This window comes from Bacillus sp. PAMC26543, from assembly GCF_014250375.1.
In the GTDB taxonomy this organism is placed as follows: Bacteria; Bacillota; Bacilli; order Bacillales; family Bacillaceae; genus Bacillus; species Bacillus halotolerans.
Map to the genome: position 1 here is coordinate 2,216,650 of NZ_CP060193.1, position 16,347 is coordinate 2,232,996.

Sequence of the window (16,347 nt, forward strand, 5' to 3'; positions counted from 1 at the left end):
GCAGCATGAAAATGTGCCGAACCGATTGTTTACCGAACGAGAGACTGTCAGATGAACTATTGTCTTTGTTTTATATTATTCATTTGGACGGGCAATATGTAATGTCATAATCTACAGTTAGAAATTGAATCCCAAACAGCCACATTTCGTGAACAGCTGTTAACCTGCTTGCACCCGCCGGAGCATTTATAAGAAAGGTTTCAGATAATGGAAGCGGGCAGGTCCCGACTTTTGTTCTAAGATAAATCCCTTCATCCCCAGCACCGCTTTTTCTCCGCCTGCTGGTCAAAATCAGGTTCTCTTTGTGATGATAAGGCTTTAAAATGCCTGTCATGTTACTGAAAGGAAGCGGCAGAGAAATATTCATGTACCCCTCCCCTTTTGAGCGATATACAGAATACAGCGCGGTAAAAATGGTTTCGTTTTTTTCATTTGTTCTGATCCAGGCACGCACCTTTTTTCTTCCGTCTTTTTTTGAATAGACACCTTTTATTGTACTGTGCATCCTATACCAGTCAGGATTCGTTGACAGATGTATTTGTCCGGTTCTTTTGCTGATGTATTCATACATTTTCGCAAAGGGCTGAAACCAAGTGCTCCACGTCACTTTTGCTTTTACCTCATAATCTTTCGTCTGTTCATAAAAAGAAACAATCAACGGTGTCAAATGCTCCGGTGAAAAATCGTTTGAACGAAGGCTTCTCATATCATCCACAAGTCCGCTATATTGAATGTTATTTTCAGCGTGAATGTTGTGCAAAAAGTTCTTTCCGATTGTTCTCTTTCCGTATATACGGCTGAAAACCTTGACACTCGCATCCGAGGGCTGAGGATTTTCTTTTCTCCATCCTGCAAGAGCTGGCAAAATAACACCGAATGCGTTCACGACACCGTGTATCCAAATCATTTGGCTGATGGTCAGCGTGACTTCTTGCCGGAATACACCGAAAGAGTAAATGAAAGAGAAACAGATCGTTATCATTAACACGACAGAAGACAGTCGGATAAGCACTTTTCCTGTCTTACTGCGAAAAGCTGTCTTAAATATTAAGTATGAGTTAAGATAAAGTGCCGCCATATAGATACCAACCGCCAAGATATCAAGTGTTTTTGAGTATGTTATTCCGAGTGCGATGAGGAGCGGCGACAGTAAAATAATCCATGTCACCCAACCGTACATAACCCGTTTTTCTCTATTGACTCTGCCAAGTAAACCATTAAAGATCGGGATCAGAAAAGCAGAATAGTGAAAATGAACAGCTGTGAGCAAAATAATAAGAGGACCGAAGTGCAGGATATGTAAATGCGCAGCATAGGCAAAAAACCAAAATCCCCCTCCTCCTAAATAAACGAGTCCAAATAAAATAGATGTTTCTTCGATTCTATGTATTTTTGTTTTCAAGAGCCGCAACAAACCATATAAAGCCAACAAAGCAGTGTATATCCACCAGATCAGTGCAAAATACCCCACGTCGGTCACAAGGGCTAACACCGCGAAAACAGCTGCTGCCGGATAGATGTGCATCAATAATTTTTCCGAAAATTGAATAGTCCTGTGAGCTGATTGATGAAAAACAAAAGGAAAAATTCCCGGCACAAAAAAGAGAATGGAAAACAAGACAAGCGCCTCCGCAACTGATATGTCGGGAGCTTCAGATACAAGAAACCAAATGAAACAAAGCGCACTAATGATGCCGTTTCGTTTTAACATACTTCTCCCTCTGTTTCCTGAAACGTCCCTTTATAATAAAAAAAAGTTCCCAGAATTGCATTTTCCACATGAACTTGAATAGTGAAACAGTTGTTGCTTTCATCAAAAGTTTCGCAAACAGTGGAATTACCGCTCAGCCATTTTGGCAAAGGAATTCTTTTTCCGCATATTAATAGCCATTGCTTTCCTGATGTAATGTGGAGAGACCCGTCAGAGAGTGCTTCAAAAGTTAAAACGGACAGCAGAATATGAGGTTGGCCGAAAAAATCAAGTATTCGTTTTTCATTTTCGTCGTATACCATAACTGCATCAAAGAAACGCTTTTTATCTTTAAAGAGAAAAGTCCGATTCCATTCAATCCCCGTATGTTCCTGCTTCGTAAGACATGTTCTGTTTTTAATTGTAAAAGGGATGTCCTTTCCTCTTTCTGAAAAGAAACATCTAAAAAACACCCCGCACTTCAGCAGCATTCTGACAAAAAAAGAACCTCCGCTTATTTCTGACATCGTTCCTCTTCCGCTGAATGTATGTGACCTGTCTAATTGATAACGTTTCTGCAGCTTGGGATGTAATAGATGATAATTTATAATTGTTTTTTTATACATTGAACTCACCATTTCACTTCTTTCTTTTTCGTTTCGTATGCCGAGCACTTGGAAGCCGGAGACTGATCAAGCCGCTTGCCGCAGTAATCACACTTAACAGTAAAGAATATATTCCAGCATCTAGAAAAGCGAAGACAGCAAAGATACAGGTCTGCACAGCATGAAGTGTCCATTTTCTCTTTAATGGACTCAGCCATAAAATGCCCAATCCTATCTTCGCAGCTCCTGCCATGTTGTTCGTTTCAAGATCTATAAACCCGTGGTAAAACCAAAACAGACTAAAAAACAAGCACGTCAGCATATAGACAAACGCATAACGGATCAATTGTTTCGGATGTTTATTTTGTTCAATCCAAAGTCTCAATGAATCAAAACTCCATGCTGTTGCCCAGCCCAACAGCGGCCGAAATAATAAACGGTCAATCCATCTTCCTAGAAAGCCATATGCCGTTTCATATTGATACTGCGTCATAAATGTAAGCTTCCCGTTATCATGCTGTATGTATTTCCAATACCCGCTGCCTTTTTTAATCAGGGATAACGGATGGTTGGAGGAAAAGGCCAGGGAGGATACTCTTTGAGAGGAATGCAATTTCGTTCCCACGGTTTCACCAGCACCTGACACCTTTAATCCAAAGCCAATTCTTGTCTCGTAAAGAAACCTCTGCGCTTCATTTACGCTTCTATGTAAATATGTAATGTCAGAAAACCGCAGATCCCATTCCTTATGTAGCGATGGGTTTTGCGTATATTCCCAAAGCTTGTCCAGGTCAGATGTCATCTCGATTTCGACATAAATCGGCTTCTGTTTCACAGCCCATCCTCCCTTCTTTTTCTAGCAGTTCCTATATTAGCATATTTATAGTATTAAAATATATTAACGTTAAAATTTGAGTTCAAAGCCTTCTACATCATCTGAAACCTCCACAGGTATCCCCATAATGGTTTTAGGTTTGGAAACGTAAACAAAACGCATCTCTTCTTTTAACTGCTGAAGTGTGCTTTCATTAACTACAATTTTCGCGGGTTTTCCCGGACTATTATCAATGGCCGCTTTTATTTTACCGAGCACGAAGAACCCTCCTTCTTTACCTTCTCATCACAATAGAAAAAGCAGAGTTATCAGCATAAATTACATTAACTACAGCCAAAATGCCTGAGACATATGCTATGCTCTTCTTTTTCTCCAGAAAAACAGCACATTGGCCAATAACACAAAACTGATCAGTGCACAAATACCCGAAATGCTAATTGATTAAAAAGAAATCTTTGTTCATAAAAGCCCATTGCAGCTACACAAATCATCAAGAATGAAAAGACCGTGATATATATTTTCCGCTCTCCTGCTGTATTTTCGTTTTTTTGCATGAGACTTCCCCTGCCTTTCACCACTCAATATAACAATAAATGGATAATAAATTCACTTTTAATCGTGAAATTTATAGAATGAAACACTTGCCGACAACAGATTCAGCATAATTCATGCTCACTATGGACATGATTTCGTTAGATGATATAAAATTTGCTTGAAAGTATATATTGGATAAAGAGGAGCAATATATGGATAAATATCAAGAAAAAACATTACCGGACATTACGAAACATGTAACATTAGAGGCGCCTATTCAAAAGGTTTGGGAGACAGTCTCAACTTCAGAAGGCATAGCCAAGTGGTTTATGCCGAATGATTTTCAGCTGAAGGAAGGATATAAATTTCATTTACAATCACCATTTGGACCATCACCTTGCAAAGTTTTGACGGTTCATGCTCCCGGAGAGCTTTCTTTTGAATGGGATACTGATGGATGGATTGTTTCATTTCAATTAACAGACGTAGGGAACAAAACAGAATTCACTCTCATCCACAGCGGTTGGAAGAAGCCTGATGAAATGATCGGTAAGGCAAACGAGAAAAGCTCAGTCATTCGGGATAAGATGGATGGCGGCTGGACAGGCATTGTGAATGAACGACTTCGCAAGGCTGTTCAAGAGTAAGGTATTTCCTTGCTCATACAGTATAAAAAGAGAGAGCTCCCTCTCTCTTTTATTCATGACAAAGTTATATTCACTGAACTGTATCTCCGAATCAATCGTAAAACGTAACTGTTTTTGATTTACCAGAGTAATCAGTAACAAAGAACTCTGCCTTGTTATTGCTTCCATCTACAAATTTCCCGATACTGCTAAAGGTATGACATTCTCCGGGTGAAAAATAATTAGAACCCACATATTCATCAGGGTTGTCACCAGCATCATCCTCATATAGATGCAGCGATACGGAGAAAGGTGTACTTCCTGAAAGACAAACTCTAAAATCACCTCCGCTCGAGTATACCGTCGGACTTGAATAAGTATAATTGTAAGTCCCAAGCTTATCCCACTCTCCGGCTCCAGCAGTTCCCGCTTTTTCTGCATGTGCAGATAATGGAAAAGCGACAGCGAACATGAAAACAGACAGGCACCCTATTAGCTTATTGCATCTCATTATTAATATCTCCCCCTTATTTTGATCATGGGAACTTACAGTTATATATATCACCCCCCTTTAAATAAAATTGCAGGTATGTGTATGGCATTGGAAGCTTCATACGTTTTATCATCAGCATTTTTTCCTGAAGAAATCACATCATTCTCCCTTCGCCTGTGTTATACAAAATATTCAAAACAGACGTATTCTCATTTGAACCGCCATCTTTTATAATTTGTTAATAAGGGTTCGTACTTCAAACAAGAGGAGGAGAAGCATCATGGAATTAAGCGTCACAAAAATTTTAGTTATTTTATTTGTGGGTTTTTTAGTGTTTGGTCCTGATAAGCTGCCTGCGCTTGGCCGATCTGCCGGAAAAGCCTTATCAGAATTTAAAAAAGCGACCAGCGGATTGACTCAAGACATAAGAAGTAGTGGTTCAGAAAACAAAGAAGACAAGCAAATGTAAGGTAAAATGATTTGGCCGATGCATATCGGCTTTTTTTATATTGTTGTTTCTGCATGATCCCTCAGTTTTCCTCTGATTATTCCTCAACTTCTTTTTTTGGACAGCCCTTTTTTACTTTTGCAATTTAAACTGTCCAATCCGCAAACTCTAACTTCCATATAATAAAGCGTATGATCATAAAAGGAGGGGTATTTATGGGTTATTACAAAAAATATAAAGAAGAGTATTATACGGTTAAGAAAACGTATTACAAGAAGTATTACGACTATGACAAAAAACATTATGATCACCATGACAAAAAAGATTACTACTGTGATTATGACAAAAAACATTATGATCACGACAAAAAAGACTATGACTACGTTGTAGAGTATAAAAAGCGTAAGAAACACTGCTAAAACTCCATTTAATCTCCTCAATTTTGCTTCCCCGGTCAATGGCCGGGGGTTTTTTTTGCAGAAAAAACTATGTAACTTCAATGTCTAAACGAATCATAGGTCTAATTTGTTAAAAAAGGATAAAGCTTTTTTACCTTTGGTGAATGTCTTACAATTATTATTTGCTCCTTAATGCCGATTTTTTAATAAAAATTGAACATTTGGTACATAGTTTAATTAGTTTATTTTAGATCTATGGTGTCAATATATAAACATAACCCCTTCATAAACAAGAGATTTTAACGATTTTGTCGATTTATCTTAATAAAAGAAGTTCCAAAATAAGGTATAATAATTGGCGAAACCACTTTTAAAAGGGGGAATTTTGTTGAAAAAAGTATTAATTGCAGGTGCAGTAGGAACAGCTATTCTTTTCGGAACTATTTCTTCAGGAGTTCCAGGAGTTCCAGGTCTTCCAGGAGCAGACACTCAAGTGGCAAAAGCGGCTTCTCAGCTGCCTAAGGGAATCGGCGGACGCGCCTACCTAAACAGTACAGGCGCTGTATTCACGGCTAAAATTAAGCTTCCCGACACTGTGAACATCCAAGACTCTGTCTCTACCCCTTATATTTATTCAGGCTTTAGCGCAAAAAACGGAACTGAGGCAGATATCGGCCTTCAGTACAGCAAACAATACAACGTCTGGAAACCGCTCATGAAAGTCGGCTCTAAAAATGATGAAACGTCTATCGAAGGAAAAGAGAAATTCACTTATAATAAAGGCTTTCGTCCCGGAAGCACAGTGCAAATGACGATCTACAAAAACTTGAACGGGAATACTCGCATGACCCTCTGGGGAACTAACAATGACGGCTATACCGGACGTATTATCATGGAAATTCAAGGAACAAACATCGGCACTCTGTCGAAATGGAAAACGCTTGCCACCGCTGCGGTTTCAGCTGAAAGCCAACGCTCTGCCATTAAAGCAACTTTTTCAACAACTTTTAACAATATCACAATCGACAATAAAGCAGTGACACCTGTCGTAGATACACAGGATTTTGCAAAAGTCCTCCCTTCTGGAAATAATGTGTCAATTTCTGTTAATAAATAAGGAATTGCTGCAAAGGGCGCTGGCAATGCCGGCGTCCTTTTTTATTGTATAACCTAAAAATTCAATCCACTGAATAAAATGATGATTCCAATACTATGATGTCATCATTTACCACATTTTCTCTCTTTACGAATTAAAAAATTCCCTCTCTTTTTTCTTATTTAGCTTAAAAGCTATTAAAATGTTGATTAATGCAGCTGGGAAATATAAAAAACCTACTCCTAGAATACCTAAAATTGTACTTGAACTTATGATAAAACTTTTTGTCATCTCTTGACTGTCAATAAAAATAAGAAGGCTAATCAATCCTGCTAATACATCTTCGAACCCTGCGTTACCCACTGCATAAGAATCGTCTAACATTCCATTCAGCTGTCCGATGATTGAGATGACAATAGCAGTAAAACTTGATAACAAGGCAAGTCTTTTTATTCTTCTCTCACCTTTTTCATATATTTAATCCGGTACATATTAACACTTCTTAACGTGCGTCAATGCTTGAATTTCCCCTACTTAAATGTTTTCAATTTCTCTTGCCCCTTAATGACTACTACCATTGAATACACCGCAGAAGCTAATCAGACTCTTTTAATACCTTGGCTCTCTAACGAAACCGAATAGGTAAAGTGTATTCAAGTCTGCTACGGAGTTGGAGTGAATCTTTTCTTAAATTAAAAGGGCTAATGACATCTTTCCTTACATTAATTTTAGTATTTTTTCTTTTGTTATAGTCCCATTTTTTAAATCAGCGCTGGAATCTGAGCCACTGCTTTTATAGACATTAACTAATTTCCCTATTTTCCATCGATTTTCTTGTTCAAGACTTACTTATCTTTGAAAACTAATATGGATTTAAAAGGAATTCTAGCAACAAATACAGAATTGGAAAGATAAGCGCAAAAGGCGCTACAGAAACTGCAATACTGAAAACTGCGCTTATATTAAAAGAAAGAGGTGTCTTTAGAATGGTTCATTTTAAAAACTACCCCGATCCTTCTCTAAACGCCAAATCTGAGTCACACCCGGAATATACTTCTGAAATTGAACATGTCAAGGAGAGAATGCAAAACCTTATTAAGCATTCCGTTACAGATCAAAACGTCGAAGTTACTGACGCAAGGGTGACGGCAGAAGGAGAGATCACCTCTCTTTTAAAAGAACGTCTTGACAGAGAATACCATAAGCTTTTAAGTAAAATCACCCGGGAAGTAAATGTGGAAGACTTCGGAGCTGTTCCCGATGGACGAGACAATACAGAAGCTTTTCGAAAAGCAATCGGTAATGGTCGCGTCAAAGTAAATGTTCCTGCCGGAGAATATCTGGTTCAAGGGATTAAACTTCCGTCCTGGACAACAATTGTAGGGCAAGGTAAAGGAATTACCGTAATTAAACTTCATGAAGACACTCCCGCTCATGAATGGGTAATCACAAATGATGATTACCAAAATGGGAACCGCAATATTTTTGTTCAAGGAATGTCATTAGACTGGAATCCTAATAGACAATGCGGTGTGAAAAATCCTGGTGGTCAATTCTCCAGCTGTTTAACTTTTGCTAAAGTAGAATATGGGTGGATTAGAGACGTGGAAGCGATTAACGCAGGTCTTCACGGTATTGATATTACATCCCCAACGTACGATCATTTACCTGATACCGACTGGACTAAAGACGGCTCAAAATATATTTGGATTGATAACTGTGTGGCATATGGTTCAGGAGACGACGGCATTACTACCCATTATAGTGAATACATCTTTATTTCAAATTGCCATTCCGGTAATCCGCGAGGAACGGAGTTTGCAGAGGGTGTATCCAACTCCAACGGAATAGAAATCGACGATGGGTCTAAGCATGTGTGGCTTTTGAATAACTTTACAAGCGGAAACATTCGTGGAGTAGAGGTTAAAGCGCATGCAATGTGGCCAGCCTCTCAAAATGTCCATATCATCGGCCATGTTTCTTATCGTGATGTCCGGGCATTTGATCTTCGTCATATTGGTCATCATCAAGCCACGGATCCTGAAAGCACAACGGCTTATGATGTCACACTCATTGATTGTTCAGCAATTGAACCGGTTTTCAACTCTCTTTATGAAGCTGTCACGCCAAGAGCGCTAGTTGTTTCAGCATATAAAAACGTTAATGTAAGCGGATTCACAGCGATTGGTGATCCCGACTATGACTATAAGGAAAATCCTGTCGTAGCTTTGCAATACCGCAGTCAGAATATCACCCTTAACGGAATTAAAATTCGCGGATTTAAAAAAGCCGGTGTTGATATTCATTTATCAGGCGGGTCAAATAAAACTGATTATATTAAAATTTCAAACTTCGATATTTATCAATCTGCTCCAAAAGGAATTTCAATCGGTGGCGGTCTCTATAATGTGAATATACTAAACGGTACAATGATTGCTGATAACGGAGCGGTCGGAATTCAGTCGCCTAATAATCAAACCGTCATTCTCGGTGTACAGGCAGAAGGTTATAGTGCGGCGGTCACCATCAAAGGTCAAACATACCAGCATGTACCCATTAATTTAAAAGGCGGCGCACAGCTTGCAACAACCTCTGGCTTCGCCTTTAACCAAACGAGCGCAGTTATCGCTGGTACCGGAGACATTACGGCGAAGGGAGAAAGAAATGCGGTCATCGGCGCTTCAGGAGGCTCTAGCACAGAAGGCTCCCGGGCATTAATCGCTTCTTCAAACAATGCCCATATTAAAGGAAACAATGTTTCAAGAACAATTTTGTCTTCTGAAAGTATTATACTGGAAGAACCATATACCGTGGCAGGAGGCCATCAATCAATGAAATGGCTTCTTGACTCAGTTGGAGGAAACGGGACATTTGCAGGTGCGATCAGTTCTTCCTTAAATGGATATGGAGAGTATTTTGAGAGTTCAACTGGGCAGTTAATCCAGACAGGTACAATCGTAACTTTAAGAGGTGAAAAAATAGCGCCCGCCCACGTGGGTGATTATATGCTTGGAGTTATTTCGGAAACAGCAGCTTTCATTTCAGGAGCATCCAGCTTCGTCTGGCAGGACCGCTATTTGACTAATGAGTTTGGCGGATTCATTTATGAGGATCTGATCGACAAGGAAACCGGTGAATTGATACGTGTGCCAAAACAAAATCCAGACTATGATGCAGCGCTGGAGACCGCTTATCATTCACGGGCTGTAAGGGACGAATGGCATGTGGTTGGACTGGCGGGACAGCATTATGTACGTATTGACGAAACTGTGGGCCAAGGAGACTATCTTACTGCGCATAATGGGATAGGAACAAAAGCATCTGAAGGAACCTGGAAAGTAATGAAAATCACTACCATTTACACTCCGGAAAAAGGGTATGGCATCGCACTCACCGTCATTAGATAGTGAGAGTCTGGAACAAGTTCATTATACTGATGAAAGATTAAATGATATCAGTTTTTTTCATTTCCTGCTGGTTTAATATCAAGATATCTCAAGCTATAAATAGCCCAAGATTCAGGCTCATTTCTTGAAACTTGGGCTTCATGACCACTTCATTAGAAATCAAAAATACGTAACAAACCTAAATCACAATCATTTTATAAACATCCTTGTTTTGATCCCTATTCCCTTCTTCACATTTCCGGGAAGGTTAACATTAACCAACATTGCATTTTTACATCAGTATTTAAAAATTCCGTGCATTCCAATTAAGGTGCTAATACTATCCAATACAAGGTACTCACCTTTTTTATACATATCATTTTATAACTCTTAAATCTTTGGAACGACTTTTATATCTTTAGCCTTAAAGCTTTCTTGCTACGCATAACGTTGAATGTTTCCGCATTTTGATTTTCCCTCATTTTTTTATTCAAATAATTCATTCTTCACTTGCTGCATCATACTCCCTTTTTGATTTTCATATACCAACCCTGTACAATATTCAAAAAACCAAAAGGATGATGAACATGTGTGGCAGATTCACTTTATTCTCAGAATTTGACGACATCATTGAGCAATTCAACATAGGTCACTTCTTGCCTGAAGACGAATATCACCCCAGCTATAATGTCGCGCCATCACAAAACATCCTTACCATTATTAATGATGGATCAAGCAACCGCCTTGGAAAATTAAGATGGGGTCTCATTCCTCCTTGGGCTAAAAATGAAAAGATCGGTTATAAAATGATCAATGCTCGTGCTGAAACATTGGCCGAGAAACCCAGCTTTCGAAAACCGCTTGTCAGCAAACGCTGCATCATTCCGGCCGACAGTTTTTATGAATGGAAACGCCTTGATCCAAAAACTAAGATTCCTATGAGAATCAAGCTGAAATCATCCAATCTGTTCGCTTTTGCCGGCTTATACGAAAAGTGGAATACGCCTGAAGGTTACCCGCTCTACACTTGCACAATCATTACGACAAAACCTAATGCGCTTATGGAAAATATCCATGATCGAATGCCGGTTATATTGAGTCACGATCATGAAAAAGAATGGCTGAACCCTAAAAATAAATATCCCGATTTTCTCAAAAGCTTGCTTTTGCCATATGATGCTGATGACATGGAAGCATACCAGGTTTCATCATTAGTTAACTCACCTAAAAACAATTCACCTGAGCTTATTGAAGCCCATTAGGTACCCTGCCAGATTGCTTTATATATCACCTTCGCCTAAGCAAAATAAACGAACGTGTACATGATTCAAAAACAACCCCTTATGTGCCATGCGTTATTTTTAAACCATAGTTACTCAATGATTCAGTCGGCTGCCCAATTTTTAAATTGAATCGATTAAAGATATAGAGCGTTTCTCTGTAATGAGGAATGCTTTTTTCTTGTTCAAAGTGAAAAGGATAGTTTTAAAACAACAAGAAAATAATCTATATCAATACTTTTTTATTGTAAAACGATAAATAATATGTTAAATTCAAATCGACAATATTAGGTGAGGTGCTTTTTATGAAACGAGGATCAACACTTTTTTTAAAGATAGCTGTTATTCTTATTGGAATTCCAGTTATTGCTCTGTGCATATTTTTAGTGCCGGAGATAGCGAACTTTGCAGCGGAATTGTATCCAGATATTTCTTATCTGAAATATCTTGTTTATATCGATTTGTATGCAGCGGCGATACCTTTTTATTTCGCTCTGTATCAAGCCTTTACACTTTTAAGCTATATTGACCGGAATAAAGCTTTCTCGGAATTATCAGTAAGAGCTTTAAAGAAAATAAAATACTGTGCAATCACAATCAGTCTTTTACTTGTGGCAGGCATGCCACTCTTCTATCTCATCGCGGAGATGGACGACGCTCCAGGTATTATACTAATCGGATTGGTCCTTATTTTTGCCTCAATGGTTATCGCAGTCTTTGCTGCTGTTCTCCAAAGGCTTTTGCAAGAAGCTATAGATATAAAATCAGAAAATGATTTAACAGTCTGAGGTGAAAACAATGGCAATTATAATCAATATTGATGTGATGCTGGCTAAAAGGAAAATGAGCGTAACGGAACTGTCTGAGAAGGTTGGAATCACGATGGCTAATCTTTCTATATTGAAAAATGGAAAGGCAAAGGCCATTCGATTATCAACTTTAGAGGCGATTTGTAAGGCTTTAGAATGTCAACCCGGAGATATTTTGGAATACCGAAGTGATGAAGACACCCAGGATTAATAAAGCAGGAATAATCATGAAAGGAAAAGATAGTTGCTCGGCGGTGATTCTATGCACATAACCCTATGTCTATTTAGTACTATACTAAACAGGCCTTCCATTTAATCAAAAAAACCTTTGGAGGCAAAATTCATGAAAGCATTTAAACAGCTCGTTTGTTTTGGCTGGGAGCAGGCCCTATCATGTCTGTTTCCTGTCGTTATTTTTGCCTCTTTGGCAATTACACAAATCATACCGCTTCCCCTTCTGCCACGGTATGACTGGCTGCTCATCATCTGCCTGCTCATGCAATGGTGGATGGTGTATTCAGGGCTTGAAACACGTGATGAACTAAAGGTGATCACAATGTTCCACCTTATTGGACTTGCTCTTGAACTTTTCAAGGTACATATGGGCTCTTGGTCTTATCCGGAGGAGGGGTATTCCAAAATTTTTGGAGTGCCTTTGTATAGCGGCTTCATGTACGCAAGTGTAGCCAGTTATCTTTGCCAGGCATGGAGGAGGCTTAAGGTTGAACTGGTTAAGTGGCCGCCGTTTTGGGCCGTTGTACCTCTCGCCGCTGCGATTTATTTGAATTTTTTCATCCACCATTTTTGGATTGACGTCCGCTTTTGGTTATCTGGACTTGTCTTGATCGTCTTTTGGCAATCATGGGTTATATACGAGGTGAATGGGACTCGTTACCGTATGCCGCTCGCCCTTTCATTTATGCTCATCGGATTCTTTATATGGATAGCCGAAAATATCGCAACGTTTTTTGGGGCTTGGGAATACCCAAACCAAACCGATACATGGAGTCTCGTTCATCTAGGAAAAGTGAGTTCATGGCTCTTGTTAGTGATTGTCAGCTTTCTTATAGTAGCGACGTTAAAACAAGTTAAGGGGAAAAATTCTACCAGGATAGATACTAGTCCATTTTTATAATCGTTAAGAATCTTTTTTAATAAAAGTCGAATCCCACATAGTAAGGAATTGGCGTACAACATTCTGAATAAGATAAAGTGGAAAAAGCAACGTTTGAATTGTTGCTTTTTTCTTTATAAATAGCTGCCGGATTATAGAGGGCTATTTCAGTAAGATTTCGACCAGGAAGTAAAGATTTAATCAAAATCAGCTTTCGTTTAGAGAACTCAGCATTTGGACTTAACCTTATGTCTCTCTAACTCACCCTCCCATAAAAGAAGTCGTCAGGTTGCATAAGGTGAATGAATAGCTTATGATTTATCGCTCGGCATTTATTTCTTTTGGTAGCTGTGATGGCGCTTTGGGAACTTTTCGCAGTTTGATATTGATGACATCAGAGGAATAAAGTGTAACAATCATACTTCCCTCATATCGTTTGGCCCGGATTAGGACCGGTTGGTTATATTGATTATGAAAGCGAAAGTCAGGGCCTCCCCAGCTTACGGTTGCATCACGTCCGGACGGCACATATGGTACGCTTCTTGTATGAGAATAGCGCTGAACGATTTGCAGCCCTGCACGATCGACAGCATTAAATAATGTTGATGACACCTGACAAATTCCCCCGCCTACACCTTCAGACAACTCACCTTTCACGATAATAGGTGCACGCATGTATCCTTTGTCCTGAGTTCTCATCCCAACAACTTGGTTAAATGAAAACGTCTCATTTGGAAAAACAACATGATTGTCAATTGCTTTTGCAGAAAGAGAAATATTGTGTGAACGGCTTTTATTGCTTGAATTAAAATAAGTTACATACTGGCCTAATTGCTGCGTACTGATGTGAGCAAGCAACTCGCTGTCAACTTTCGGATAAATGTTCAATTCCGGCACTTCTATTTTGGATGGGCCATGACCAAAGAAATAGGCATAAAATTTCTCCTTAAACGCTTGTTGATAAAGTCTGTAACCCATTTTCCCCGGGATGATGATTCCTTCATCGTTAAGCTTGGCGTTTATGGGCTCCCGGTAAATTTGTTGATCAAGCCGTTTGATAAACTTACGGTATTTTTCATGATCAATCATTGGGGTACCGGGAAGAGGCATCGTAAAATCTTCGCGGTGAACAGTAGCAATCGTCCGTCCTTGTTGTGTGATCGCTAAACTGTCAGATGGCTCGCTGGGCTGAGCCAATAATAAAAGGCCAGTGATCCAAATGTGTATCATAAGTCGGCATACCTCCCGACCATTAGTATGAACAGGAGCTTATCCTTTGATGTATCTCGTCTTATCATATCGTTCTTAAGCGTCTGGTCTTTGTTTGAGCACAACGTGAGCCCTCGCTAATAGAGCTTTGACTTAAGTGAGTAGTCAATGTCTACTTCAGCATCCACAACGCCTAGTGTTATGAAATCATGCCTTAACCAATACCAATGTTGTCAAGCAATCGTTGAATTAAATCAGTAAATGAAGTTACAGCCATAGGCAGGCTGTTTTTGTTTAGATGTACTATCTGATCCTCGGTCACCGTATCAATCCTCACCTAAGTGAAGAAAATCAAAATTGAACTAATCAGCAAATATGCAAAAAAATGAAAGTACTGTCGACTTCGGCCATCGGTTAGCATCTTCTCGTTAGATCAAGAGTTTGCTGTTGAATGATTTCAGTTAAGGTTGAATAAAATCAGATTGAAAGCATCCAACCATCAATGTTACAGGATTTATTAACGGCTAAATGCGCTTTACACTATTCTATAAGAAGGAAGGAAGCGTCGATGACAAAGCTCTGCCGAGAAGTTTGGATCGAAGTAAATCTTGATGCCATTAAAAAAAATTTGCGAGCAATACGCCATCATATACCAAAAAAGACCAAAATTATGGCTGTCGTAAAAGCGAACGGTTATGGTCATGGGTCTGTAGAAGTGGCGCGCCATGCACTGGAACACGGGGCTAGTGAGCTCGCTGTTGCCAGCGTGGAGGAAGGAATCGTTTTACGAAAAGCGGGAATTACAGCGCCTATCCTTGTGCTTGGTTTTACATCCCTTAGTTGTGTGAAAAAATCAGCAGCTTGGAATATAGAGTTATCAGCATTTCAGGTTGATTGGATTAAAAAGGCTAACGATATATTGGAAAGTGAAGCGAGTACTAACCGATTGGGTATTCATATTAATGTGGATACTGGTATGGGCCGATTAGGTGTACGTACAAAAGAAGAACTTTTAGCAGTAGTGAAGGCATTAACAGCAAGTAAACTCCTAAGATGGGAAGGTATCTTTACACATTTTTCAACAGCCGATGAAGAAGACACCACTCTAACCAGACTGCAGCACGATCAATTTCTCCGGTTTCTCCGTTTTTTAAAAAACCAAGACATTGAGCTGCCCACCGTGCATATGAGCAACACGGCTGCGACTATCGCTTTTCCGGAATTTAGCGCTGATATGATTCGTTTAGGTATAGGCTTATATGGATTATATCCTTCAGCATATATAAAACAACTACATCTCGTTAAGCTTGAACCTGCACTAAGTTTAAAGGCGCGTATCGCTTATGTGAAAACCATGCTGACAGAACCCCGTACTATTAGTTATGGTGCTACATACATCGCAAATCCCGGTGAAGTCATTGCTACACTCCCGATCGGATATGCTGACGGTTATTCTCGCGCGCTTTCCAATCGCGGGTTTGTTCTTCATCGCGGAAAACGAGTGCCGGTGGCGGGAAGAGTGACAATGGATATGATCATGGTTAGTTTAGGAGAGAGTGAAGGCAAACAAGGAGAGGAAGTTGTGATTTACGGTCACCAAAAGGGAGCTGAGATTCCCGTTGATGAAGTTGCTGAAATGCTTAATACGATTAACTATGAAGTGGTGTCTACATTAAGCCGCCGCATCCCCCGTTTTTATATAAGAGATGGCGAGATTTTTAAGATATCAACTCCAGTAATGTACGTGTAGATTTTTTCTTTCATTTTTTTGCAAATGTGAGGTCAATCCCTCTTTTATGCTGATTTAAGATCCTATAATAAGAG

17 protein-coding genes and 1 pseudogene are annotated in these 16,347 nt (G+C 39.4%); 11 read left to right on the forward strand and 7 right to left on the reverse strand.

Annotated elements, in window-relative coordinates:
• Positions 1-79 precede the first annotated feature (79 nt).
• From H7F27_RS11340 to H7F27_RS11355, 4 genes are all read right to left on the reverse strand, one after another.
• Positions 80-1,711 carry a YndJ family protein gene (locus H7F27_RS11340; RefSeq protein WP_103671496.1) on the reverse strand — a complete coding sequence of 544 codons (1,632 nt, stop codon included), beginning with the start codon at positions 1,709-1,711 and terminating at the stop codon, positions 80-82.
• Positions 1,705-2,325 (reverse strand): DUF4166 domain-containing protein, encoded by a 621-nt coding sequence (locus tag H7F27_RS11345; RefSeq protein ID WP_185847921.1) that lies wholly within the window; start codon positions 2,323-2,325, stop codon positions 1,705-1,707. Before H7F27_RS11345 ends, H7F27_RS11340 begins: the two co-directional genes overlap by 7 nt.
• A gap of 4 nt (positions 2,326-2,329) precedes the next feature.
• Positions 2,330-3,130, reverse strand: coding sequence for a hypothetical protein (locus H7F27_RS11350; RefSeq protein ID WP_106021654.1), 801 nt, complete (start codon positions 3,128-3,130; stop codon positions 2,330-2,332).
• Between the two features lie 69 nt (positions 3,131-3,199).
• Positions 3,200-3,388, reverse strand: coding sequence for a hypothetical protein (locus H7F27_RS11355; RefSeq protein ID WP_059335696.1), 189 nt, complete (start codon positions 3,386-3,388; stop codon positions 3,200-3,202).
• A 488-nt stretch (positions 3,389-3,876) separates the two neighbouring features.
• Here H7F27_RS11355 and H7F27_RS11360 point away from each other — a divergent pair, with 488 nt between their 5' ends.
• Positions 3,877-4,311, forward strand: coding sequence for an SRPBCC family protein (locus tag H7F27_RS11360; protein WP_185847922.1), 435 nt, complete (start codon positions 3,877-3,879; stop codon positions 4,309-4,311).
• Between the two features lie 91 nt (positions 4,312-4,402).
• Here the strand turns inward: H7F27_RS11360 and H7F27_RS11365 are convergent, their stop codons facing one another.
• Positions 4,403-4,801: a hypothetical protein gene (locus H7F27_RS11365; protein WP_185847923.1), complete on the reverse strand. Its 399-nt coding sequence runs from the start codon at positions 4,799-4,801 to the stop codon at positions 4,403-4,405.
• A gap of 262 nt (positions 4,802-5,063) precedes the next feature.
• Here H7F27_RS11365 and H7F27_RS11370 point away from each other — a divergent pair, with 262 nt between their 5' ends.
• The 3 genes from H7F27_RS11370 to H7F27_RS11380 all read left to right on the forward strand — a co-directional run bounded on the left by H7F27_RS11370 (position 5,064) and on the right by H7F27_RS11380 (position 6,746).
• Positions 5,064-5,252 (forward strand): twin-arginine translocase TatA/TatE family subunit, encoded by a 189-nt coding sequence (locus H7F27_RS11370; protein ID WP_024121563.1) that lies wholly within the window; start codon positions 5,064-5,066, stop codon positions 5,250-5,252.
• A 194-nt stretch (positions 5,253-5,446) separates the two neighbouring features.
• Positions 5,447-5,650, forward strand: coding sequence for a spore coat protein CotC (locus H7F27_RS11375; protein WP_024121562.1), 204 nt, complete (start codon positions 5,447-5,449; stop codon positions 5,648-5,650).
• Between the two features lie 364 nt (positions 5,651-6,014).
• Positions 6,015-6,746, forward strand: a complete 732-nt coding sequence (locus H7F27_RS11380) for a YrpD family protein (RefSeq protein WP_185847924.1) — start codon at positions 6,015-6,017, stop codon at positions 6,744-6,746.
• A gap of 126 nt (positions 6,747-6,872) precedes the next feature.
• Here H7F27_RS11380 and H7F27_RS11385 read toward each other — a convergent pair whose 3' ends face one another.
• The gene (locus tag H7F27_RS11385) at positions 6,873-7,178 is read right to left on the reverse strand and encodes a hypothetical protein (RefSeq protein ID WP_185848939.1); all 306 of its coding nucleotides are present in this window, start codon (positions 7,176-7,178) and stop codon (positions 6,873-6,875) included.
• A gap of 533 nt (positions 7,179-7,711) precedes the next feature.
• Here H7F27_RS11385 and H7F27_RS11390 point away from each other — a divergent pair.
• The 5 genes from H7F27_RS11390 (at position 7,712) to H7F27_RS11410 (ending at position 13,335) form a co-directional block, all read left to right on the forward strand.
• A complete protein-coding gene (locus tag H7F27_RS11390; RefSeq protein WP_185847925.1) occupies positions 7,712-10,132 on the forward strand; it encodes a peptidase G2 autoproteolytic cleavage domain-containing protein in 2,421 nt (806 codons plus the stop codon).
• 566 nt (positions 10,133-10,698) lie between these two features.
• Positions 10,699-11,373, forward strand: a complete 675-nt coding sequence (locus H7F27_RS11395; RefSeq protein ID WP_103671491.1) for an SOS response-associated peptidase — start codon at positions 10,699-10,701, stop codon at positions 11,371-11,373.
• Positions 11,374-11,696: 323 nt separating this feature from the next.
• Entirely contained in the window at positions 11,697-12,179 is a 483-nt protein-coding gene (locus H7F27_RS11400) for a DUF2975 domain-containing protein (protein WP_103671490.1), read from the forward strand.
• 10 nt (positions 12,180-12,189) lie between these two features.
• Positions 12,190-12,411 (forward strand): helix-turn-helix domain-containing protein, encoded by a 222-nt coding sequence (locus H7F27_RS11405; RefSeq protein ID WP_003181209.1) that lies wholly within the window; start codon positions 12,190-12,192, stop codon positions 12,409-12,411.
• Between the two features lie 132 nt (positions 12,412-12,543).
• Positions 12,544-13,335, forward strand: coding sequence for a DUF817 domain-containing protein (locus H7F27_RS11410; protein WP_095713910.1), 792 nt, complete (start codon positions 12,544-12,546; stop codon positions 13,333-13,335).
• A 297-nt stretch (positions 13,336-13,632) separates the two neighbouring features.
• Here the strand turns inward: H7F27_RS11410 and H7F27_RS11415 are convergent, their stop codons facing one another.
• Entirely contained in the window at positions 13,633-14,544 is a 912-nt protein-coding gene (locus H7F27_RS11415) for a VanW family protein (protein ID WP_185847926.1), read from the reverse strand.
• 258 nt (positions 14,545-14,802) lie between these two features.
• Between H7F27_RS11415 and H7F27_RS21140 the strand changes: the two are divergent.
• Both H7F27_RS21140 and alr read left to right on the forward strand, forming a co-directional pair.
• Positions 14,803-14,900, forward strand: a pseudogene (locus tag H7F27_RS21140) (site-specific integrase); the annotation flags it as partial.
• A gap of 191 nt (positions 14,901-15,091) precedes the next feature.
• Entirely contained in the window at positions 15,092-16,273 is a 1,182-nt protein-coding gene (gene alr / locus H7F27_RS11420) for an alanine racemase (protein ID WP_101863409.1), read from the forward strand.
• Positions 16,274-16,347: the final 74 nt, after the last annotated feature.

Excerpts from the sequence above, each read along its gene's own strand:
- H7F27_RS11415 (WP_185847926.1), bottom strand. The coding sequence starts at position 14,544 with ATGATACACATTTGGATCACTGGCCTTTTATTATTGGCTCAGCCCAGC.
- H7F27_RS11360 (WP_185847922.1), top strand. The coding sequence starts at position 3,877 with ATGGATAAATATCAAGAAAAAACATTACCGGACATTACGAAACATGTA.
- alr (WP_101863409.1), top strand. The coding sequence starts at position 15,092 with ATGACAAAGCTCTGCCGAGAAGTTTGGATCGAAGTAAATCTTGATGCC.
- H7F27_RS11375 (WP_024121562.1), top strand. The coding sequence starts at position 5,447 with ATGGGTTATTACAAAAAATATAAAGAAGAGTATTATACGGTTAAGAAA.
- H7F27_RS11370 (WP_024121563.1), top strand. The coding sequence starts at position 5,064 with ATGGAATTAAGCGTCACAAAAATTTTAGTTATTTTATTTGTGGGTTTT.
- H7F27_RS11365 (WP_185847923.1), bottom strand. The coding sequence starts at position 4,801 with ATGAGATGCAATAAGCTAATAGGGTGCCTGTCTGTTTTCATGTTCGCT.
- H7F27_RS11400 (WP_103671490.1), top strand. The coding sequence starts at position 11,697 with ATGAAACGAGGATCAACACTTTTTTTAAAGATAGCTGTTATTCTTATT.
- H7F27_RS11340 (WP_103671496.1), bottom strand. The coding sequence starts at position 1,711 with ATGTTAAAACGAAACGGCATCATTAGTGCGCTTTGTTTCATTTGGTTT.
- H7F27_RS11405 (WP_003181209.1), top strand. The coding sequence starts at position 12,190 with ATGGCAATTATAATCAATATTGATGTGATGCTGGCTAAAAGGAAAATG.
- H7F27_RS11395 (WP_103671491.1), top strand. The coding sequence starts at position 10,699 with ATGTGTGGCAGATTCACTTTATTCTCAGAATTTGACGACATCATTGAG.
- H7F27_RS11390 (WP_185847925.1), top strand. The coding sequence starts at position 7,712 with ATGGTTCATTTTAAAAACTACCCCGATCCTTCTCTAAACGCCAAATCT.
- H7F27_RS11410 (WP_095713910.1), top strand. The coding sequence starts at position 12,544 with ATGAAAGCATTTAAACAGCTCGTTTGTTTTGGCTGGGAGCAGGCCCTA.